General features: G+C 35.6%; 13 protein-coding genes. 5 read left to right on the top strand and 8 right to left on the bottom strand.

Annotation, left to right across the window (positions count from 1 at the left end; genetic code table 11):
• Positions 1-3: 3 nt before the first annotated feature.
• On the bottom strand, positions 4-906 hold the full coding sequence (gene prmB / locus JMI89_RS06405; protein WP_220679602.1) for a 50S ribosomal protein L3 N(5)-glutamine methyltransferase: 903 nt from the start codon (positions 904-906) through the stop codon (positions 4-6).
• 348 nt (positions 907-1,254) lie between these two features.
• Here prmB and dapD point away from each other — a divergent pair, with 348 nt between their 5' ends.
• Positions 1,255-2,079, top strand: a complete 825-nt coding sequence (gene dapD / locus JMI89_RS06400) for a 2,3,4,5-tetrahydropyridine-2,6-dicarboxylate N-succinyltransferase (RefSeq protein WP_220679601.1) — start codon at positions 1,255-1,257, stop codon at positions 2,077-2,079.
• A gap of 80 nt (positions 2,080-2,159) precedes the next feature.
• Positions 2,160-2,651, top strand: coding sequence for a YajQ family cyclic di-GMP-binding protein (locus JMI89_RS06395; protein ID WP_220679600.1), 492 nt, complete (start codon positions 2,160-2,162; stop codon positions 2,649-2,651).
• An 84-nt stretch (positions 2,652-2,735) separates the two neighbouring features.
• On the opposite strand, the gene JMI89_RS06390 is transcribed toward JMI89_RS06395, so the two are convergent.
• The 7 genes from JMI89_RS06390 to JMI89_RS06360 form a co-directional block, all read right to left on the bottom strand.
• Positions 2,736-4,325 carry a hypothetical protein gene (locus JMI89_RS06390; RefSeq protein WP_220679599.1) on the bottom strand — a complete coding sequence of 530 codons (1,590 nt, stop codon included), beginning with the start codon at positions 4,323-4,325 and terminating at the stop codon, positions 2,736-2,738.
• 484 nt (positions 4,326-4,809) lie between these two features.
• Positions 4,810-9,216: a chromosome partition protein MukB gene (mukB, locus tag JMI89_RS06385; protein WP_187754703.1), complete on the bottom strand. Its 4,407-nt coding sequence runs from the start codon at positions 9,214-9,216 to the stop codon at positions 4,810-4,812.
• 2 nt (positions 9,217-9,218) lie between these two features.
• Positions 9,219-10,007, bottom strand: a complete 789-nt coding sequence (gene mukE, locus JMI89_RS06380; protein WP_220679598.1) for a chromosome partition protein MukE — start codon at positions 10,005-10,007, stop codon at positions 9,219-9,221.
• Positions 9,988-11,310 carry a chromosome partition protein MukF gene (gene mukF, locus JMI89_RS06375; RefSeq protein WP_187754701.1) on the bottom strand — a complete coding sequence of 441 codons (1,323 nt, stop codon included), beginning with the start codon at positions 11,308-11,310 and terminating at the stop codon, positions 9,988-9,990. The genes mukE and mukF overlap by 20 nt, the downstream gene beginning before the upstream one ends.
• An 830-nt stretch (positions 11,311-12,140) precedes the next feature.
• Positions 12,141-13,442, bottom strand: a complete 1,302-nt coding sequence (locus JMI89_RS06370) for a pyrimidine-nucleoside phosphorylase (protein ID WP_187754700.1) — start codon at positions 13,440-13,442, stop codon at positions 12,141-12,143.
• Positions 13,443-13,461: 19 nt separating this feature from the next.
• Positions 13,462-15,423: a bifunctional 2',3'-cyclic-nucleotide 2'-phosphodiesterase/3'-nucleotidase gene (locus JMI89_RS06365; protein ID WP_220679597.1), complete on the bottom strand. Its 1,962-nt coding sequence runs from the start codon at positions 15,421-15,423 to the stop codon at positions 13,462-13,464.
• A 9-nt stretch (positions 15,424-15,432) separates the two neighbouring features.
• The gene (locus JMI89_RS06360; protein WP_187754698.1) at positions 15,433-16,641 is read right to left on the bottom strand and encodes a NupC/NupG family nucleoside CNT transporter; all 1,209 of its coding nucleotides are present in this window, start codon (positions 16,639-16,641) and stop codon (positions 15,433-15,435) included.
• A 192-nt stretch (positions 16,642-16,833) separates the two neighbouring features.
• On the opposite strand from JMI89_RS06360, the gene deoC reads away from it, so the two are divergent.
• The 3 genes from deoC to deoB all read left to right on the top strand — a co-directional run bounded on the left by deoC (position 16,834) and on the right by deoB (position 19,619).
• A complete protein-coding gene (gene deoC, locus JMI89_RS06355) occupies positions 16,834-17,517 on the top strand; it encodes a deoxyribose-phosphate aldolase (RefSeq protein ID WP_220679596.1) in 684 nt (227 codons plus the stop codon).
• A gap of 25 nt (positions 17,518-17,542) precedes the next feature.
• A complete protein-coding gene (gene deoR / locus JMI89_RS06350) occupies positions 17,543-18,301 on the top strand; it encodes a DNA-binding transcriptional repressor DeoR (RefSeq protein WP_187754696.1) in 759 nt (252 codons plus the stop codon).
• Positions 18,302-18,377: 76 nt separating this feature from the next.
• A complete protein-coding gene (gene deoB, locus JMI89_RS06345) occupies positions 18,378-19,619 on the top strand; it encodes a phosphopentomutase (RefSeq protein ID WP_187754695.1) in 1,242 nt (413 codons plus the stop codon).
• Positions 19,620-19,717 lie beyond the last annotated feature (98 nt).

The raw sequence follows: 19,717 nt of genomic DNA, 5'->3' as shown, positions 1-19,717 counted from the left end.
TAATTAGAATAAATTATTATATTCCATGAGCTGTTTTTTCGTTAGCATAAAAACACCATCACCACCATACTTAAATTGCAACCACTTAAAAGGAACTTGAGGAAAACGTTGTTGTAATGCCACACTACTGTTGCCAACTTCACAGATTAAAACGCCATATTTAGATAAATGATCAGCGGCCTGTTTCAAAATACGCACCACAATATCTAAGCCGTCAGCACCTGCTGCTAATGCCAATTCAGGTTCAACTGTGAACTCTTTCGGTAAGTCATCCATATCTTCTTGATCAACATAAGGCGGATTAGAAATGATAACATCGTACTCAACTTCGGGTAAATCATCAAACAGATCGGATAAAATAGGAAAAACCCGATGTTGTAAATGATGACCTTCGATATTAATTTGAGCCACTTCTAATGCCTCACCAGAAATATCCGCAACATCAATTTCAGCCTCTGGGTATTCATAAGCACACGCAATACCAATACAACCACTACCCGTGCAAAGATCTAAAATATTCCTTGGTTCAAACTCAATAATGCCGGCTAAATGTTGAGTGATTAATTCACCAATTGGTGAGCGTGGAATAAGCACACGATCATCAACATAAAATTCATGACCACAAAACCAGGTTTTATTGGTTAAATAAGGGGTTGGAATATGTTCTTGGGTTCTTGCTAACACATATTTGATAACTTGTTGTTTTTCTTCATTAGTCAGATTAGCTGTATAAAACTCAGCAGGGATAGTTAATGGTAAATGCAACACTGACAGCACAAGCAGTTTAGCTTCATCAATAGCATTGTCGGTACCATGCCCATAATATATATCGGAACAGTTAAATTCAGATGTCGCCCAACGTATATAGTCCCCAATAGTATGTAATTGATTAATGATATTGCTCATAACAGCCCTGATGCCCTAAGTTTATTACACTTTTACTCGATTTTGCTATTGTAGGGTGAATAACCAGAGAATACAAGATAAGTTATATAAGATCACTTTATCGGAATATCGCTGCAAAACTGTTTAACGCGTATAAATGACATGCTTTCACTGTAACATAAAGATCATTTGATTACGCTAAACTATGTTTGATGAAGAACAATCCAAAATAACTAAATATTATTAAACTTTCACGATTATAAGAAAACTATCGCTACCATTAAAATCTATGTAAATTTATATTATACTGTTGGGCTAATTTTAATCCGTATGGGTTAACAAATCCGATCTAATAAGGACAAAACAATCATGCAACAATTACAAACAATCATTGAAGCGGCTTTTGAACGTCGTGCAGAAATTACCCCTAATAACGTTGATGCTGCAACTCGCGATGCCATTAATCAAGCTATCAAACTTTTAGATAGCGGTAAAATGCGTGTAGCTGAAAAAATCAATGGTGTTTGGGTAACCCATCAATGGTTAAAAAAAGCAGTATTATTATCGTTTCGTATTAACGAAAATCAATTAATTGATGGTTGTGAAACCAACTACTATGACAAAGTGCCACTAAAATTTGCTGATTATGATGAAGCACGTTTTAAAGAAGAAGGATTCCGGGTGGTTCCATCTGCCATTGCTCGTAAAGGCGCTTATATTGCCCGCAATACAGTATTAATGCCATCTTATGTCAATATTGGTGCTTATGTTGACGAAGGAACAATGGTCGATACTTGGGTGACGGTAGGATCTTGTGCTCAAATTGGTAAAAATGTTCATTTATCTGGAGGGGTTGGTATTGGCGGTGTATTAGAACCATTACAAGCAAATCCGACTATAATTGAAGATAATTGCTTTATTGGCGCACGTAGTGAAATCGTAGAAGGGGTGATCGTAGAAGAAGGCAGCGTGATTTCCATGGGTGTATTCATTGGTCAAAGTACCCGAATTTATGATCGCACTACGGGTGAAATACACTATGGCCGTGTACCGGCTGGTTCAGTCGTTGTATCTGGAAATTTACCTTCTAAAGATGGTTCTTACAGTTTATATTGCGCTGTAATTGTTAAAAAGGTCGATGCCAAAACACTTGGTAAAGTCGGTATTAATGAATTACTTCGTACTATCGATTAATTCACATATAATTCTATTTTAGAGTAAATTAATCAGTTTTTTCGTCGCTCTAGTAGCGACGTTTATTATGGGAGTAAATCATGCCTTCATTTGATATTGTTTCAGAAATTGATATGCCTGAGGTTCGTAATGGTGTTGAAAATGCCACCCGTGAACTAAGCACCCGTTGGGATTTTCGGAATATTCCTGCTTCTTTTGAATTAAATGAAAAAAATGAAACCATCAAAGTATCGAGTGAATCGGATTTTCAGGTACAGCAACTACTTGATATTCTTCGAGATAAACTCGCTAAACGTGGCATTGATGGCGGTGCATTAGATATATCCGAAGAGTTAGAGCATAGTGGAAAAACTTATTCTACTAACGTTAAACTTAAACAAGGGATTGATAAAGAACTTGCCAAAAAAATCGTGAAATTAATTAAAGATAGTAAACTCAAGGTGCAAGCGCAAATTCAGGGCGAGCAAGTGCGCGTTACTGGTAAAGCGCGTGATGACTTACAAAGCGTTATTGCATTAATAAAGGGCGCAGATCTTGGCCAGCCTTTTCAATTTAATAATTTTAGAGATTAATAGAATTAATTATAATCAAAGTCGTGCAGATAACTGACTACACGACTTTTAATATTTAACTATTGGCTATAAAGACAAAATGCACTATTTTTTACAAACAGCATATCCCAATCTATCATCATATAATAAAAAGGCGCCAACAAAACCATCGTGATTATGTACCACGTACCCAGTCATCAAATAAGCATTGATTTTCGTTGTCCAATATCGACTTTTAAAAGGCATAGAATAATCTTGCCATTGTGAATCGGGGTAAGTTGTTTTTGTCGTCCATCCCCATTCCCCAAGAACAGAATTGCCTATTTCCCGTGTATAAGTATTAGATAATATTAGTACAGTATCTCCTGAATCTTGTACGTTTGCCTTTACCTCATATCGTGGTGAATTAGTTAATTCCTCCATAGTTAACATATATTGCAATCCACCACATTTCCCTAGAGTATCGTCAAAATTACTCCTGAAATCTTGTGGTTCAATCCAAGGATTAGTGGGATTAAATACATAATCATGCATTATTGAATCATCTCTTAACAATGTTGCTCGTACCTTTATTGCACCACTAGGCTTAGCATTTAATTGGACCATACCATTTTGATCAATCGTTACAGCTTGTCCTTGATTATTTAAAAGCTCAAAACGATAGTCAGTTTGGGCTCCAGTCATCACTAATTGAAATTTTGCTCCCGGAAATCCAGTAGTTGGAAATTTTTTATCAGATAAAACTGGCTCAGCTTTAAATCCATAATTGGGAACAAAGTCCTGAGTATAACCTCCCCCAGTTAACGAATCACGCATAGCATACTTTGCTTGATTCCAAAAATAAGTATCAGTGGTTTTATCAACACCACCCCATTGTTTATCAGGTTTCACAATCATTGAATTAGGTTTCGCATAACATAATTCTGATATTGGAGCAATTTGGTAAGATTTACTCAGCGTTACTGGTTCACTCTGTCTAGGGGAACCAAACTGCGATCGTGTTGAAACCGTTACTTTAATATTTAGTTTTAATGGCATGGAATACCCACTACCACAACCAATAATTTTACCAAAATCACTTTCAGGAATCTGTTGATCTTTATTGTCATACCAGATATGTTCAACAGATTGAATAGTAAATGGTTCGGATACATCTACAGGATCGCCTTCTTGATCATAATAATTTTGTGCGATATCAAAATTCGCCAATAATGCATGTATATCTTGTTGCTTAAAATCATTGAAAGTTAAGTTACCATCAACGAGTTTAACAATATCTTGTGCAATATTATTGTTACTTTGACTATAAAATTCATTATTGATAGTAAAGCCAAATGAATTGAGTAAAGAAGGAAGGACGATAATTTCTGGAGCATTACCCATAATGGATCTTTGGGATGTATTTGACAAAATACCATGACTATAATAACTCGCCATCCATAAAACAGATAATACTAAAAGTTTAAACCAACATGCTGTTTTATCAAAAAATGATAGTTTTTTAACTAAGCGATGCCCGATGCCCGATGCCCGATGCCCGATGCCCGATGCCCGATGCCCGATGCCCGATGCCCGATGCCCGATGCCCGATGCCCGATGCCCGATGCCCGATGCCCGATGCCCGATGCCCGATGCCCGATGCCCGATGCCCGATGCCCGATGCCCGATGCCCGATTTAAGACCATATTGTATCATATTTTTATCTTTCCTTGAATACTTGTTAATGTTATATGATTGTTTTTTTTATTATTACTGACTATTTTTTATTTTTTTAATAAAAGATAATATTATTAATGTTTAAAATTATAAAATAACAATTTAAAATCTAGAAATTATTTATGTAAAGATATGTTTAAAAAAACTTTGAAACGATTATTTTTTTCCTAAAAATTGCGTAAAATCAAGAAAAAAGATGACAACCAAATTAAATTATACAATCTAATATTATTAACAATGATTAAATAGCCAAGTCTTAGCGCAATAATCAATTAAAGATAATGGTTCGCTATATCTAATTTTAAAAATACGCTTAATTGTCACATCATCCTCAAGCCAGATTTTCAAAAATAACTACCATTTAATGAAACAATGCTTAACAAAGTAAAATATGTTAATGTTATATTTAATCACCGATATTTATGTTGCAAATAAAAAAGATGCCCATTGGAGGCATCTTCTATTAGGCAAAACCTTTTAAACCAACCACATGAACATACTCATGATTGTTAACCACTTTACGCACTAATTTATAGGTGGTTCCTTTTTCAGGACTAATATTTTCAGGTGCTGCGATAATTAACTGCATTGCCAATTTTTCACATAATTCAAACAATGTCGCAATTGATTTGGCATCAAGCCGTGCTGCTTCATCAAGAAAAAGTAAACGACATGGTAAAATATCTTTACTACGTAATCGTTTTGATTCTTCTTCCCAGCTTTGAATCACCATTAATAAAATTGACATCCCCGTACCAATTGCCTCACCAGTGGATAACGCACCACTTTCGGCCCGTAACCAACCATCTGCACCACGATTTACTTCTACATCTAAATCAAGATAATTACGATAATCAAGTAGTTCCTCACCGATAGTTTGAGCAGTACGTTGCCCCATATCGATATGTGGATTTAAACGTTGATATAATTTTGCCAATGCTTCTGAAAATGTCATTTTGTTACTGGTAAACAGATCTTGATGTCCCTCTTGTTCATCAGACAAAGCACTTAATAAAGTAGCATGAGCTTCACGAATATTTACATTTAAACGAACCCCGTTGACCTGACCAAATGATACTGCCTGTAAACCTTGATTAAGCATACGAATACGGTTTTGTTCGCGTTGGATTGTTTTACGAATAATATTGGCTACACTCTTTGAACTAATTGCTAGTTGCTGTTCGCGAGTGGTTAACTCTTCGGTTAGGCGATTAAGTTCAATTTCCATTTGTTCAATCGCCTCAATGGGATCATCAGTTTTCACAATATCTTGACGAATGCGTTCACGCAGATGCTGATAAACGGCAATATAAAAATGAATTTTACGTTCAGGATGTTTTAAATCTTCAGATAATCGCAAAACATCTCGTAAATGTTCATTATCGGCAACGGCTAAACGTAATGAACCTAATGCCTTATCCGACATTGAACGTAATTCATCACCACTTAAATAAGCCAGATCACGGCGATGCAAACGACGTTCGATACGATGATCTTTCACTAAACGTAATACAATACACCAACCAATTTTTGCTTGAACAACCTGCTCTCGTTGTGCTTGATAGTCTTTTTCAACTTGACGCAATTTCTTTTGTAATTGGGTCATTTCGTTTTCACACATAACAATTTGTTTTTCAAGTGATGAACACTGTTGACGATTTTGATTAACTTTCTGATGTATCTCATCACGACGATGACGAGCACGTTCTTCGGTAGTTTCATCAGCCTTAACGCCAATCTGTTCAATCTCTTGCCTTAAATCCTCCAGAACAGCCCGTTTAGTATCATAGGCACTTTTTAGCGATGCTAAAGTCTGGTGGCTTTGATTGTATTTCTCCTGGGCGTCGCGCATTTTATTACGTGCTGTAAGCCGATCTTGTTCTACAATTTCTAAGCGATGACGTAACTGCTCATTGAGATCAGAATTTTCTGTTAACATACCGGCTGAATCAGCATAACTAAAATGTACTCGGCGTTGTATCACTTCAGTTAATGCAAATATTTGTTGCTTAATCTTACGTTGTTGATGGATGGTTTGATCGTATTGTTGATGCAAATTATCATTTTGTTGTGGATCACTTTGTAACACATTCACTAATGGTTCAAGTTCAACAATCAATTGTTGATTTTTAACCACATAATTTACCGCATCCTGAGCTTCTAGCACTTGTTCGCGCAATTCATCGATACGATCAGCCAATTCTTCATCAGCTAATAAATGCAAATAAGATAATAGTTTATTTACTAAATTAAGCTGTTCTTTGATTTCAGTCACCTGTTGTTGATTTTGTTGATCAACAATCAGTTGCTGATTAAAATCACGCTCAATATCATTACGGCGAACCGTTAATTTTTGGATTTCCGCCTCTGGATCAACTTCAAAAGCAACCGCTAAATGTTGACCAACGAACTGACTGAAATTTTGTTCAATGCGTTGAATTTTTTGTAAATCAAACGATAACCTAGCATAATGTTCATGCAATTCATCGCGTTCGTGAGTTAACTTTTCTAAATGTTTTTCACGTGCTGCACGACCGAACAATGGAACCTGTGGAAAACGTGAATAACGCCACTGCCGATCACCGGTTTTGACTAAAACGGCGTTAGTTAATTCTTCATTATCAAACACACTGTCATCAAAAGATGATGGGTCACCTTCAATAAAATAAAGATCATCTGGACAATCATCTAAATTATTTAACTGAGCTTTAACTTGACTTAAATCTGGCACAACTATTGCTTGACGAGATGGTCCATATAATGCAGAAAAATAAGGGGCATCTTCAATAGTAACATCTTCATAAATTTCAGAAAGTAATACCCCATTAAATCGCTCAGCTAAGGCACTTAAACGGCCATCATCAGAACCATTAGGTTGATTTAATTGATTAATAAATTTATCTAATTCATCACGACGCTGTACTACTCTATCGCGCTCTTGGGTTAACTCACGTTCTTGCTCTAATAGTTTTTGCAGATATTGCGTAACTTGCTGGCTGTCAGATAATGACGAATCGATTTGTTCACACAAAGTCATTAATGCATCTTGAGCCTTTAACCAATTCGGTGCTTTTTGGCGATAATCAGCCATTTGTAGTTGAATGTGTTCTAATTCTTGCTTAATGGCAATGCGTTTTTCACTCGATTCAGTTGCCATAGTCGCTTTTTCATCTAGCGACGCTTCCAATGTGAATTTAACCTCATCCAATTCATCAAAATTGACTTGACGACCAATTCGCTTACAAAATTGCTGTAATAACGTTTCGGCATCTTTTTGTTGATGAAAACGTTGTTCTAACTCTGCTAATTGTAATTGCAATATCTCAGCGTTTTGTGCTTGATATTGCATTGAGGGCCAAGCTTGCATTGCCTGTTTTGCCACTTGCCATGCTTCACTCCGCGTTACCTCGCCAACCAATTTAGTCACGAGTTGATAAGCGCGATCAAACTGATTAACTGCGGCATCTGCCACACCAAGTTTTTGTTCCAGTTGTAATACGGTTTCCGTTATTTGCTCTTCTTGCGCTTTAAACATCGTAAAATATTTTTCAACATTTGTTACCGTTAAATCTGGCATAGCACAAAGTTGTTTAGCATTTTCTAATGCTTGTAAAGCTTGTTGATACTGAATAGCACGAGTTTGCTGAACATCTAATGCCTGTTGATAATCAGCTAGTTGGGTCTTGATCTCATCAACTTCTTGTTCAGTGGCTTGGGCTTGTTCTTGATAAATTAAATATTGTTCATTAGTTTCGGCAACAATTTCACCCTGCTCAAGTAACTTTTCGTTCAGATCATCCAAATCATGTTGATAATTGTTGATCTTTTCTTGTTGTCGGTAAGCAGTTTGTACCAGATTAAGGTGATCATTAGCCGCTTGATAATCCATTTCCAATATAGATTGCGCTTCACTACTTTCTTGTAGTTCTCTTGCCATTTCAACATGACGATATTGATTATGGTTCAATTGCTGCTTTGTGGTTAACAAATCACGACGTAACATTAATGCCATTTCAACATGTGTTTTACGTTCATTAGCATTGCGCATATAATCAGCAGCCACATAATCGGTTGATTCGGTGATCAAATGCTTAAATAAATCGCGATCTGACTGTGTCACTCGTATCGCTTCCAATGTCATACGATTTTCGCGCAATGCCGCTTCCATATCCTGAAATGCCTTGCGCACACCACTATTTTCTGGCAATAAATAATCACGCAATGAACGAGTAATTGCGCTTGATATACCGCCATACAATGAGGCTTCAATTAAACGATAATATTTACTGCGATCAGATGGTGAACGTAACCTTTTAGGTAGAATCCCAAAATCAAACATTAATGAATGATAATCACTTATGGAATTGAACTGTTTAAAAATGACACCTTCGATATTGTCTAGCTTCTCTTTTAATTCGGCTAACGACAATATTCGAGCCTGACGTTCATCAATTCGAGCGGTAACTAAATCTATCGGTACAATGCTATGTTCTACCCCCTGAATAATAAAAGGTTTAATATCAACTTTTTTATCACGTCCTGCGATCTGTTGTAATCTAACTCCGCAGATAATTCGTTGCTGGCGTGAATTAACTGTTTCTAAAAGTGAATAACATACACCTGGGCGTAATTTACCGTGTAATCCTTTATCACGTGACCCTCCTGTTGCCCCTGCTTCGGTAGTGTTTCTAAAATGGAGTAAGGTTAAATCGGGGATTAGAGCCGTGACAAATGCCGCCATGGTGGTAGATTTTCCAGCCCCATTACCTCCTGATAAAGTTGTAACTAACTCATCTAAATCGAACGTTCTAGCAAAAAAACCATTCCAATTAACTAATGTTAATGAACGAAATTTACCGTGTTTCATCATAATTATTCCTCCGTCTCGTCATTAGCATCTGTTATATCATTGGTATCATCAGTTAAAGATAACGACGATTCAATCGTCATTGCTTCACCATCCCGAATTAAGCGCAGTTGCGCTTCTTGCATATCATCATTACTTCTAACATCAGCCCCAAAACGGAAAATAGCTTCATTAATCCGAAATTTACTACTGTCATTGCCGACAATAAAAAACACCATCCCTAATCGACGTAGGCGATTAAGTGATGTTTTCACTTTGTCATATAATTTTTGTCGATCTAAATCTGACCCAGTGGAACGTTGATTAACCAATTTTAATAATTTACTTTCATCTGACAATGCGATTAACTCTTCATGCAACTCTTGTAGGCTAAAGATTCCTTCATGAGCCAATCTTTCTGGACTTAAATAGAGGTAACATAATACTTTACCCACTAGCATGTCTAATTCAGATAATACTGAACGAGGAATCAATGTGGTTGAACGTGGTCGCAAATAGAAAAAACCTTCTGGTGCACGAATAAGTTCCACATTATAACGTTGATAAAATAGTTCAAGTTCAGTCTGATAATCCATTAAAAAAGCATGATTATCAAGATCATCAATACCAATATGACGTCCTGAACGCAATATACTATCTAATTCAGGAAATAATGGTGCCGCAATTGCTTGCGCTAATTTGACTGGCATATATTTTTCAATCGAGGCTTGAGATGAAATATTAGCTCGATTAATCCCCTCATTACGCGCAGCACTATGCGCTTGATCAAGTTGTTCAATATCTATTGATGACATGTGCTTGTACCTTAGCTCCATAATCGTTGATTGGTTTCCATTTAGCAGGTAAACCAGCTAAATCCGCCTCGGCAATCCCTAGGCGGATCGCCTGATCGATAAATAAACGGGCAACATCGAAATGTTGTTCACGCGGGAATTGTGTTAAATAACTATGAATAGCATTACTCATATCTAGCGGTAGTTGTTTTTCTTTAAAAACCAATAGATTTTGCTCTATATGAGCAATGATGTGTTCTTGAATTTGTTTAATATCTTCAAATTCCAGTTCCGAAGGCAACTCACCCATTACTTCATCATCTTGTAAGGCAAGTTCTTCATCACGCATATCTAATAATCGTTCTGCATTAGCATAGGTTAATGCCCATGGTGCAGTGAAATAACTTTGAATAGAACGACGCAGTCGTTGTGAGAAAACACGATTTTTATCTAAATCAATTGCTGTACGGATAAATTTATGAACATGGCGATCATAACCAATCCACAAATCAATCGCTTGTTGTCCCCAACTCATAATACGGTCAAGTTTGCCTTGCAGATCGATGACCACATTACTAATTTTTTCAAGTGTGGGATCACCTAATGTAGCATCTTGAATTAACAATAGGCTTGCTTGTAATTTATCGCCGGTGGCTTCAAGGGTATCTTGTAATTCACGTAAAGTTAGGGAAGTTTCTGATAATAAACGTTCACAATTCGCTATTGCTGATTGCCAATCCTGGCTCAGTAAGGCAGCAATATTTTGCTTTACCTCAGTTTGTTGCTCATCCATAATGCGTTGCGTCATATCAATACTATCAAAAATCTCGGCAACCGAATATTTTAATGGTGCAAATATGTTCCGATGCCAATGTAATTCATCTCCCCCTTCTAATGCGGCATCAGCGGCCCTTTTTAGCTCTTGTGCCACAATCGACAATTGGATGGATAATCTTAAAGAAGAGAACTCACGTTGGCGAATATAATAATCTGTAATACCAATCCCCAGTGGAGTAAGTCGATAAATGGCTAATCCATCACTTATTTCACTGGTGAAACGATTAATTAAACGTTGACGTACTAAGTCATTGATAGCATTGTTCGATCTCACAATTATAGTATCATTACTCTGCGCAAACACTTTAGAAACATGGCGAAATGCATCAACTAATTCAGCTTCACTCATTTCACCATTAAACCGATCTCCATTAAGGGCGGCAATGGCTAATAAAAAAGCTAATCTTTCCGCAGGTAGTGAGATCGAAAAATCATTTTTTTTTGCCCATGAGACGAGTTCTGGCACTGATTGAGAAAAATCAGTCATAGTTTTCCTTGATAGCAAACGGTTAATTAACTAGCTTAAAACAACGTTATTATTATCTGTTTGAGAAGTGTTGTGTAATAAACTTAAATATCATTAATTATATAACAAATGTAAATAAATTGTAATGGGATTGTTGGGGTACAACACAACGTTAATTGAAAACTCTGATATTTAAACTTCATAAATCATCACTTTCTAAATTGGTAGTCAACATCAGGTTGACATTTATGTTACTAATAATTTTCTCTTGTTTATCATAGTTTGCGTTATCATCGGTCTTAATGACTTATTCTTCAAAGGCATAATCCTCTTGTAAACAGCACTGATCATCATTTCTGGAAGAGTTTTGAAAGAAAAAGACTAATCAATCCGATAATAGTGATTTAAACGTTTTGATAAAGTTCACTTTCAAGAGCACAAAATTTTAAACTTAGCCACTCTTATCACTTTATCGTATTACTTATCTTTTGATTTAGTCTAATTATGATCATCACAATTAAGTTGCGAAAACTTTATGTATATTGCTTATAAAGCAATACTATATAAAAAAACATGAGTAATAATTTATCAAACGGTCAATCGTTAGTGAGTTTAAAAGTGATCGAATATTATTTGAATAGACATAATACAAACAATATAACTATATGATTTAATATATTTTATTAGGCAAGTGAATAATCTTACTTATTGAATGGCGGAAATTTTAAGTCAACTCAAATTATTAAACAACAGACCCGATTAACAATTGTAACAAAAATTAACCGGGTATAAATTTTAATTAAAAATAAATAACCACATACAGTTATTATACATAAATCAATTTTATATTTTTATTCAGTTATCACTGAATAAATTAATGGGATTCTTTCTGCATGATCAGCAATTTTAATATTCTCATACAATTTTTGCTTGATTGCGTTGATATCTTCACGATTAGTATGAATGGTTAATAATGATTCACCTGTTTCAACATGATCGCCAACTTTTTTGTGCATGATAATACCTACAGCGACATCAATATTATCTTCTTTTGTGGCTCGACCAGCACCTAATTGCATCGCAGCAACGCCCACTTCATCGGCAACAATTTCGGCCACATAGCCAGTTTGTTTAGCTGGCAGATCAATTTTATACTTGGCTTCGGGTAACTTTTCCGGATGATCCACTACTGAAGGATCACCACCTTGATTTTTTAGCATCACTTTAAATTTTTCGATGGCTTTACCATTATGCATGACTTCTTCTAATCGTTCTCTGGCTTCCGCTAAGGTTTTTGCGCCATTAGCCAATACTACCATTTGACTTCCCAAAGTGAGTACCAATTCATGTAAATCTGCTGGACCTTGACCTTTTAAAGTATCAATGGCTTCTTTCACTTCTAGGGCGTTGCCAATCGCATAACCAAGTGGCTGTGACATATCGGAAATGATAGCCATAGTGCGTCGACCAACATTATTACCGATTTTAACCATCGCATGTGCTAACTGTTCAGCATCTGCAATATTTTTCATGAAGGCCCCTGCACCGGTTTTCACATCCAATACAATTGCATCACTACCAGCGGCAATTTTTTTACTCATAATTGAACTTGCAATAAGTGGAATTGAGTTGACTGTGCCTGTGACATCACGTAATGCATATAATTTTTTATCGGCTGGTGTTAAATTACCTGTTTGACCAATTACCGCAACTTTATCGGTATTAACTAAACGAATAAAATCTTCTTTACTGATTTCCGTTTGGAAACCTGCAATTGAATCTAATTTATCCGTTGTACCACCTGTATGACCAAGCCCACGTCCCGACATTTTTGCCACAGGAATATCCAACGCAGCTACCAACGGCGCTAATACTAAGGTTGTTGTGTCACCCACACCTCCGGTTGAGTGTTTATCAACTTTAATCCCTTTAATGCCAGAAAGATCTATGGTTTCCCCAGAATGAACCATTGCCATAGTAAGATCTGCGCGTTCACGATCGGTCATATCTTGAAAATAGATAGCCATAGCTAATGCACTGGCTTGATAATCGGGTATGGTACCCGCTGTATAACCTTGAATAAAAAAATCAATCTCTGCCGTGGTAAGTTCATGCCCGTCTCGTTTTTTGGCAATAATGTCTACCATTCTCATTTATTATATCCTCTGTAAACTAATTTTCGGTTTGTAAATTAATACGATAAACAGCATAACCCACACTGTCGTTATTAAGATAAGACATTGGGTACTGTGCATGTTTGTCAATATACGCTTTTGCCTCTAATGTTGGCGATGTTTCAATTCTTAGATCTAGTATCACTGGACTAGTGATTGGTCTTAATCGCCAATTATTATCAGGTTGCACTTCCACTTTTCCTTGCTGTAGGGTAACTTTTTCGATATAACGTGCCAAAATTTCTTTAACTGGATCGGGGGAGTTAATCACAATATTTTGCTCACCTGACCCAGGGAATATTCCGGTTAAAGCGCGATAATTATTGGATGCTAAGATAAAATTTTGTTTTGAATCAATTGGTTTCGCATTAAAGGTAAGATTTTTAATCCTTTGCGAATTTGGATTAATAAGTTGACAATTTTCGTCATAACGTGGTGGTTGTGTAATATCAATTTCATAACCAATTCCCCCATCAATAATATCAAAATTATATAAGCGAAATTTTTGCCAATTAATTAGGTATTGTGGTTGAGTATCTTGAATATCAACTTGATTAAATAGCCCTGCGCTACATTCCAACCACTCTTTAAGCTTTATACCATTAATTTTCACTGCAGCTAAAGTATTAGCATAAACATAAAGATCGGCGACGCTTTTAACGCTTAATTTTCCTTTTGGTATTTCTATATAAGCGGTTGGATCATTTTTACGAGAACCAGCTTTAAAGGGAGCAATAGCGGAAATAACGGGTAAATTGGCTAGATCAGGATCACCTTGAATGTAATATTTAACGTAATCGATCTGCGCATTATTAATCAGCTGAATAGTCGGGTCATCTTGCACCAATGCTAACGTACTAAAGAGATCATCGGATGATTCTCCTATAATGCGCCCCATATAGTGACGTGTTTGTTTAAAATCATCAACTAATACTGCTCTAACCGATTGATCGGGATCAACTAAGGCCTTATTATTAATTGTATCAAATATTGGTTTAGCTTGTGATTTAGATTGTATCACATGCCAACGACCTTCTCGCTGTTCAAGTGTAAGATCGATCACACCTAGATGATCTCCCCATTGTCCTGGCATTACCGCTGGGATACCATTTACCAGACCATTGTGATTATCAATTCCAGCAATATTATTAAAATTTTTACCAGGGAAGATACTATGAGTATGACCAAATAAAATTGCATCAATATCTTTGACAGTACTTAAGTAATAAACTGAATTTTCTGCCATTAATTTATAAGGTTCTGAAGATAAGCCTGAATGAGCGATCGCAATAATCACATCAGTACCTTCCGCCTTAATCTTTGGAACAAATAGTTTTGCAGTTTCGGTAATATCTTTGGCATAGACTTTGCCAGAAAGGTTATTTTTATCCCACTCCATGACTTGTGGAGGAACGAAACTGATATAACCAATTTTCAAATGCTGTGGCTTACCATCACGGTCAATAACTAATGTATCAATGATAACATATGGTCTAAAATAAGGTTTATCCGTTTTTACATCAAAAATATTAGCATTTATGTATGGAAATGTTGCTCCAGCTAAAACACGATTCAAGAAATCCAAACCATAATTAAATTCATGATTCCCTAAACCTCCAACCGTATAATGCATTGCATTTAACGCTTTATAGGCAGGATGAGTGCGCTGATCGTTTAGATCATTTAAATAGTTGCTATATGCCCAATCTGCCATTGGGCTACCTTGAATTAAATCACCATTATCCACTAATACACTATTTTTGACTTCATTTTGCATCTTGCGAATCAATGAAGCCGTTCGGGTAAAACCAAATCGTTGGGTATAATCATCTTTATAAAAATCATAATCCATCATATTAGCGTGGATATCTGATGTTTCTAAGATTCTCAGATCGACGGTATTGGCACAAGCAACATGAATAAACAGCGAAGCAAATAAACCCCATTTGAGTGTTGTCATATTCCAGCCTTAGAATTGTAATCCAAAAACTAAACCAACAATAGTAGCACTCAATAAACTAACTAATGAAGCACCGTAAAGTAATTTTAAACCATGCTTAGCAATCGCATCTCCTTGTTTTTCATTGAGCGCCTTTAAAGCGCCAGAAATAATGCCGATTGAAGAAAAGTTAGCGAAAGAGACTAAAAATACAGAGATCACAGCCTGACTATGTGCGGAAAATTTGCTGATATTTTCAGAAAATAAAGTCATTGCAGCAAATTCATTAGTTAACAGTTTTGTTGCCATTACTTCACCTGCATCAATACACTCATTCCAGGGAACACCAATTAAAAAAGCAAATGGTGAAAATAAGTAACCTAATGCATGCACAAACGTAACATTAAAAATAGCTGCAAAAATTCCATTTACCATAGCGATTAAGGCAATAAAGCCAATTAACATTGCTCCTACGATAACTGCCACTTTAAAGCCATCAATAATATATTCCCCTAACATTTGGAAAAAAGCTTGTCGTTTTTCTTCTTTGAACTCAATGGCTTCTTCATTACGATTAACCGAATACGGATTGATAACTGAAGCAATGATAAAACCACCAAACAAATTCAATATCACCGCAATAACCACATATTGTGGATTAAGAATATTCATGTATGCGCCAATAATAGCCATTGAAACCGTTGACATTGCTGAGGTACATAACGTGTATAATCGTTTTTCAGGGAGATGATCGAGTTGATTTTTGATCGAAATAAATACTTCTTGTTGACCTAAAATTAATGCAGCTACGGCATTATAAGATTCCAGTTTTCCCATACCATTAATTTTACTAATGACATAACCTAAACCTTTGATAACGAGAGTCATAATTTTAAGATATTGTAAAATTCCAATTAATGCGGAAATAAATACTATCGGTAACAAGACATTAATAAAGAATGAGAACCCGTGGTTACCTTTTTGATCAACATTAACCAGACCACCAAATACAAAGTCCACCCCTTGCTGAGCATAACCAAGTAAAAAATTGAATCCAGTTGTAATTCCACCAATAAAAAACTGACCGAAAGAAGTATTTAATAAAATAAAGGTTAAAATAATTTGTACTGTTAGCATCACCAAAATCGGTTTAAACCGTACTTTTTTACGATTAAAACTCGCTACCCAAGCCAACAGTAAAATAACGAGAATACTTATAATACCGATTAGATACTTCATTTTTACCTCAATAAATGTTATTAAAATCACATTATTTTAAACTAAAGTGGATCTATTTGTCAGTCTAAATCATAAATTTATAAATTAGATCACATTTTTTAATTATTATAGTTAAAAAATTCACTATTTATGTTAAAATTTTAACAAAATTTAGGGAAACTCATATTCTAGAATTCAAGGAGAAATTGCATAATGATTTCACAATCTACTGATTTAGCAAAATATATTGATCATACTCTTTTAAAAATGGATGCAACTGAAACAGAAATTAAACAAATTTGTGAACAAGCCATTGAACATCATTTTTTTTCTGTGTGTGTTAATTCCTGTTATGTACCATTAGTATCTAAATTGTTAGCAGGCTCTACGGTAAAAACTTGCTCGGTCATTGGTTTTCCATTAGGTGCTTGTTTAACTTCTGTAAAAGTATTTGAAACACAAGCCGCAATAGATGCTGGTGCTAATGAGATTGATATGGTAATCAATGTTGGTTTATTAAAAAGTCATGCCATGGATGCCTTTATTGATGATATTCGTCAGGTTAAAGCGGCTACTCAAGCTAAGGGGGCGCTTTTAAAAGTCATTTTAGAAACTTGTCTACTAAGTAAAGCGGAAATTAAACAAGTTTGCGAAATATGTCGTGACCTAGAGGTTGAATTTGTTAAAACGTCAACTGGCTTTAGTACTGGCGGTGCAACAATTGAAGATGTACGTTTAATGCGTGAAACGGTTGGAGCAAAATTAGGCGTTAAAGCTTCAGGTGGTGTACGTGATAAAGACACTGCTAAAGCAATGATTGATGCAGGTGCGACACGTTTAGGTAGTAGTTCTGGTGTATCCATTGTTTCTGGTTTAAAATCTAATAGCAATTATTAATGGCTTTAGGCCGAGATAAGTCTTTATGAGCAAGCGTGAAGAGCGATTACTACAATTAATCGAATTAGCGAATCAATCTGTCAATTTACATGTTAAAGATGCAGCAAAACAACTTAATGTGTCTGAAATGACGATTAGGCGTGATATTAATCATAGTCATTGCTTTCCGCTTTGTTTATTGGGCGGTTACATTGTCAGGAATCAGGATCCTAATCAATTTTCACATTATCTGGTTTTGGAACAACAACAACGCCATACTGAAGAAAAATTTCATATTGGTCTGATTGCTGGTAAAATGGTTAAAAATAACGATATTGTTTTTTTTGACTGTGGCACAACCATACCTTATGTTATTGAGAATATTCCCGAACATATCAAATTTACTGGAGTTTGTTACTCACTCAATGTATTTTTAGCATTACAAAAAAAGAAAAATTGTAAAGTTATTCTATGTGGTGGACAACTTGAAATCGATAATGCGATTTTTACACCAATTATTGAATCTACACCTTTGGATATCATTTGCCCATCCAAATCATTCATTTCTGCCGCTGGAATCAGTTTAAAAGGTGTAACTTGTTTTAATCTCAATGAAGTGAATTGGAAAATTAAAGCAATTCATAAATCGAATTTAAACATTTTAATCGCTGATAGTAGTAAATTTGATGAATTAAAAGCTGCTTATTTTGGTAAATTATCTGATTTTGATATACTTATAAGCGATCATATTAGTGAAAAATATTTGTCTTATTGTCACCAAAATAATATAAAAGCCTATCAGTGAGATTGCTTGCAATGACAATGAATACAACTTATAAATGCACTATATTTTTCTTTTAAAATAATAGAGATTAAGTGTTATGAAAAGAGTTTTTATTATGGTGTTAGATTCCTTTGGTATTGGTTCAACATCAGATGCGGATAAATTCGGCGATGTCGGTGCCAATACTTTAGGACATATTGCACAATGGTGTGCATCACATCGTAAAAATGCCGATGGTAGCTACCAACCACTGTCTTTACCAAATTTAAGCCAACTTGGTTTAGGTAAAGCAGCCGAGGAATCCTGTGGCGTTTTTCCAGTTGGCTTAGACAAAGATGCCAAAATCATTGGTTCTTATGGCTATGCGGCTGAAATTTCTTCTGGTAAAGATACTCCATCGGGTCATTGGGAAATTGCCGGTGTACCTGTACTATTTGACTGGGGTTATTTTCATGAAAAACAAAACAGTTTTCCTGCAGAGTTATTAGATAATCTAGTGAAAAAAGCAAATCTACCGGGTTATTTAGGTAATTGTCACTCTTCTGGTACCGTAGTATTGGATGAGTTAGGTGAAGAACACATGAAAACCGGCAAACCGATTTTTTATACTTCATCGGATTCCGTTTTTCAAATTGCCTGTCATGAAGAGACCTTTGGTTTAGAACGCTTATATCAACTCTGTGAAATTGCCCGTCAAGAATTAACCGACGGTGGTTATAATATTGGGCGTGTTATTGCCCGTCCTTTTATTGGAAAAAAGGCGGGAGAATTTGAGCGTACAGGCAATCGTCATGATTATGCTGTAGAACCACCATCAAAAACTGTTTTACAAAAATTGGTGGAAGAAAAACAAGGTGAAGTTGTTTCAATCGGTAAAATTGCTGATATCTATGCGCATGTTGGAATTACTAAAAAAATCAAAGCTACTGGTATCGATGCGTTATTCGATGCAAGTTTAACTGAAATTAAACAAGCAAAAGATAATACTATTGTGTTCACTAATTTTGTTAATTTTGATTCTGATTATGGTCATCGTCGTAATATTCAAGGTTATGCTGAAGCATTAGAGTTATTTGATCGCCGTTTACCGGAAATGTTAGCATTAGTTAAAGACGATGACTTGCTGATTATTACGGCTGATCATGGCTGTGATCCATCATGGAAAGGAAGTGACCATACTCGCGAACACATTCCAGTTTTAATGTATAGTCCTAATGTCGCACCGAAAAATTTAGGATTAAGTCCTACTTTTGCCGATATTGGGCAAACGATAGCTCACTATTTTGCTACCTCACCAATGGATTATGGTAACCCTTTAATTAAATTCAATCATAAGTAAACTATCTCTTATAGTTAAAAATCACCATCTGGCATGATGGTGATATTAATTAGTCATTACATTATCTGCTTTTGTTTCGTGCGAACGATTAATCTCAT

It is taken from the genome of Frischella sp. Ac48 (genome assembly GCF_019641635.1).
Lineage (GTDB): Bacteria > Pseudomonadota > Gammaproteobacteria > Enterobacterales > Orbaceae > Frischella > Frischella japonica.
This window is presented reverse-complemented; position numbering and strand designations above follow the sequence as displayed.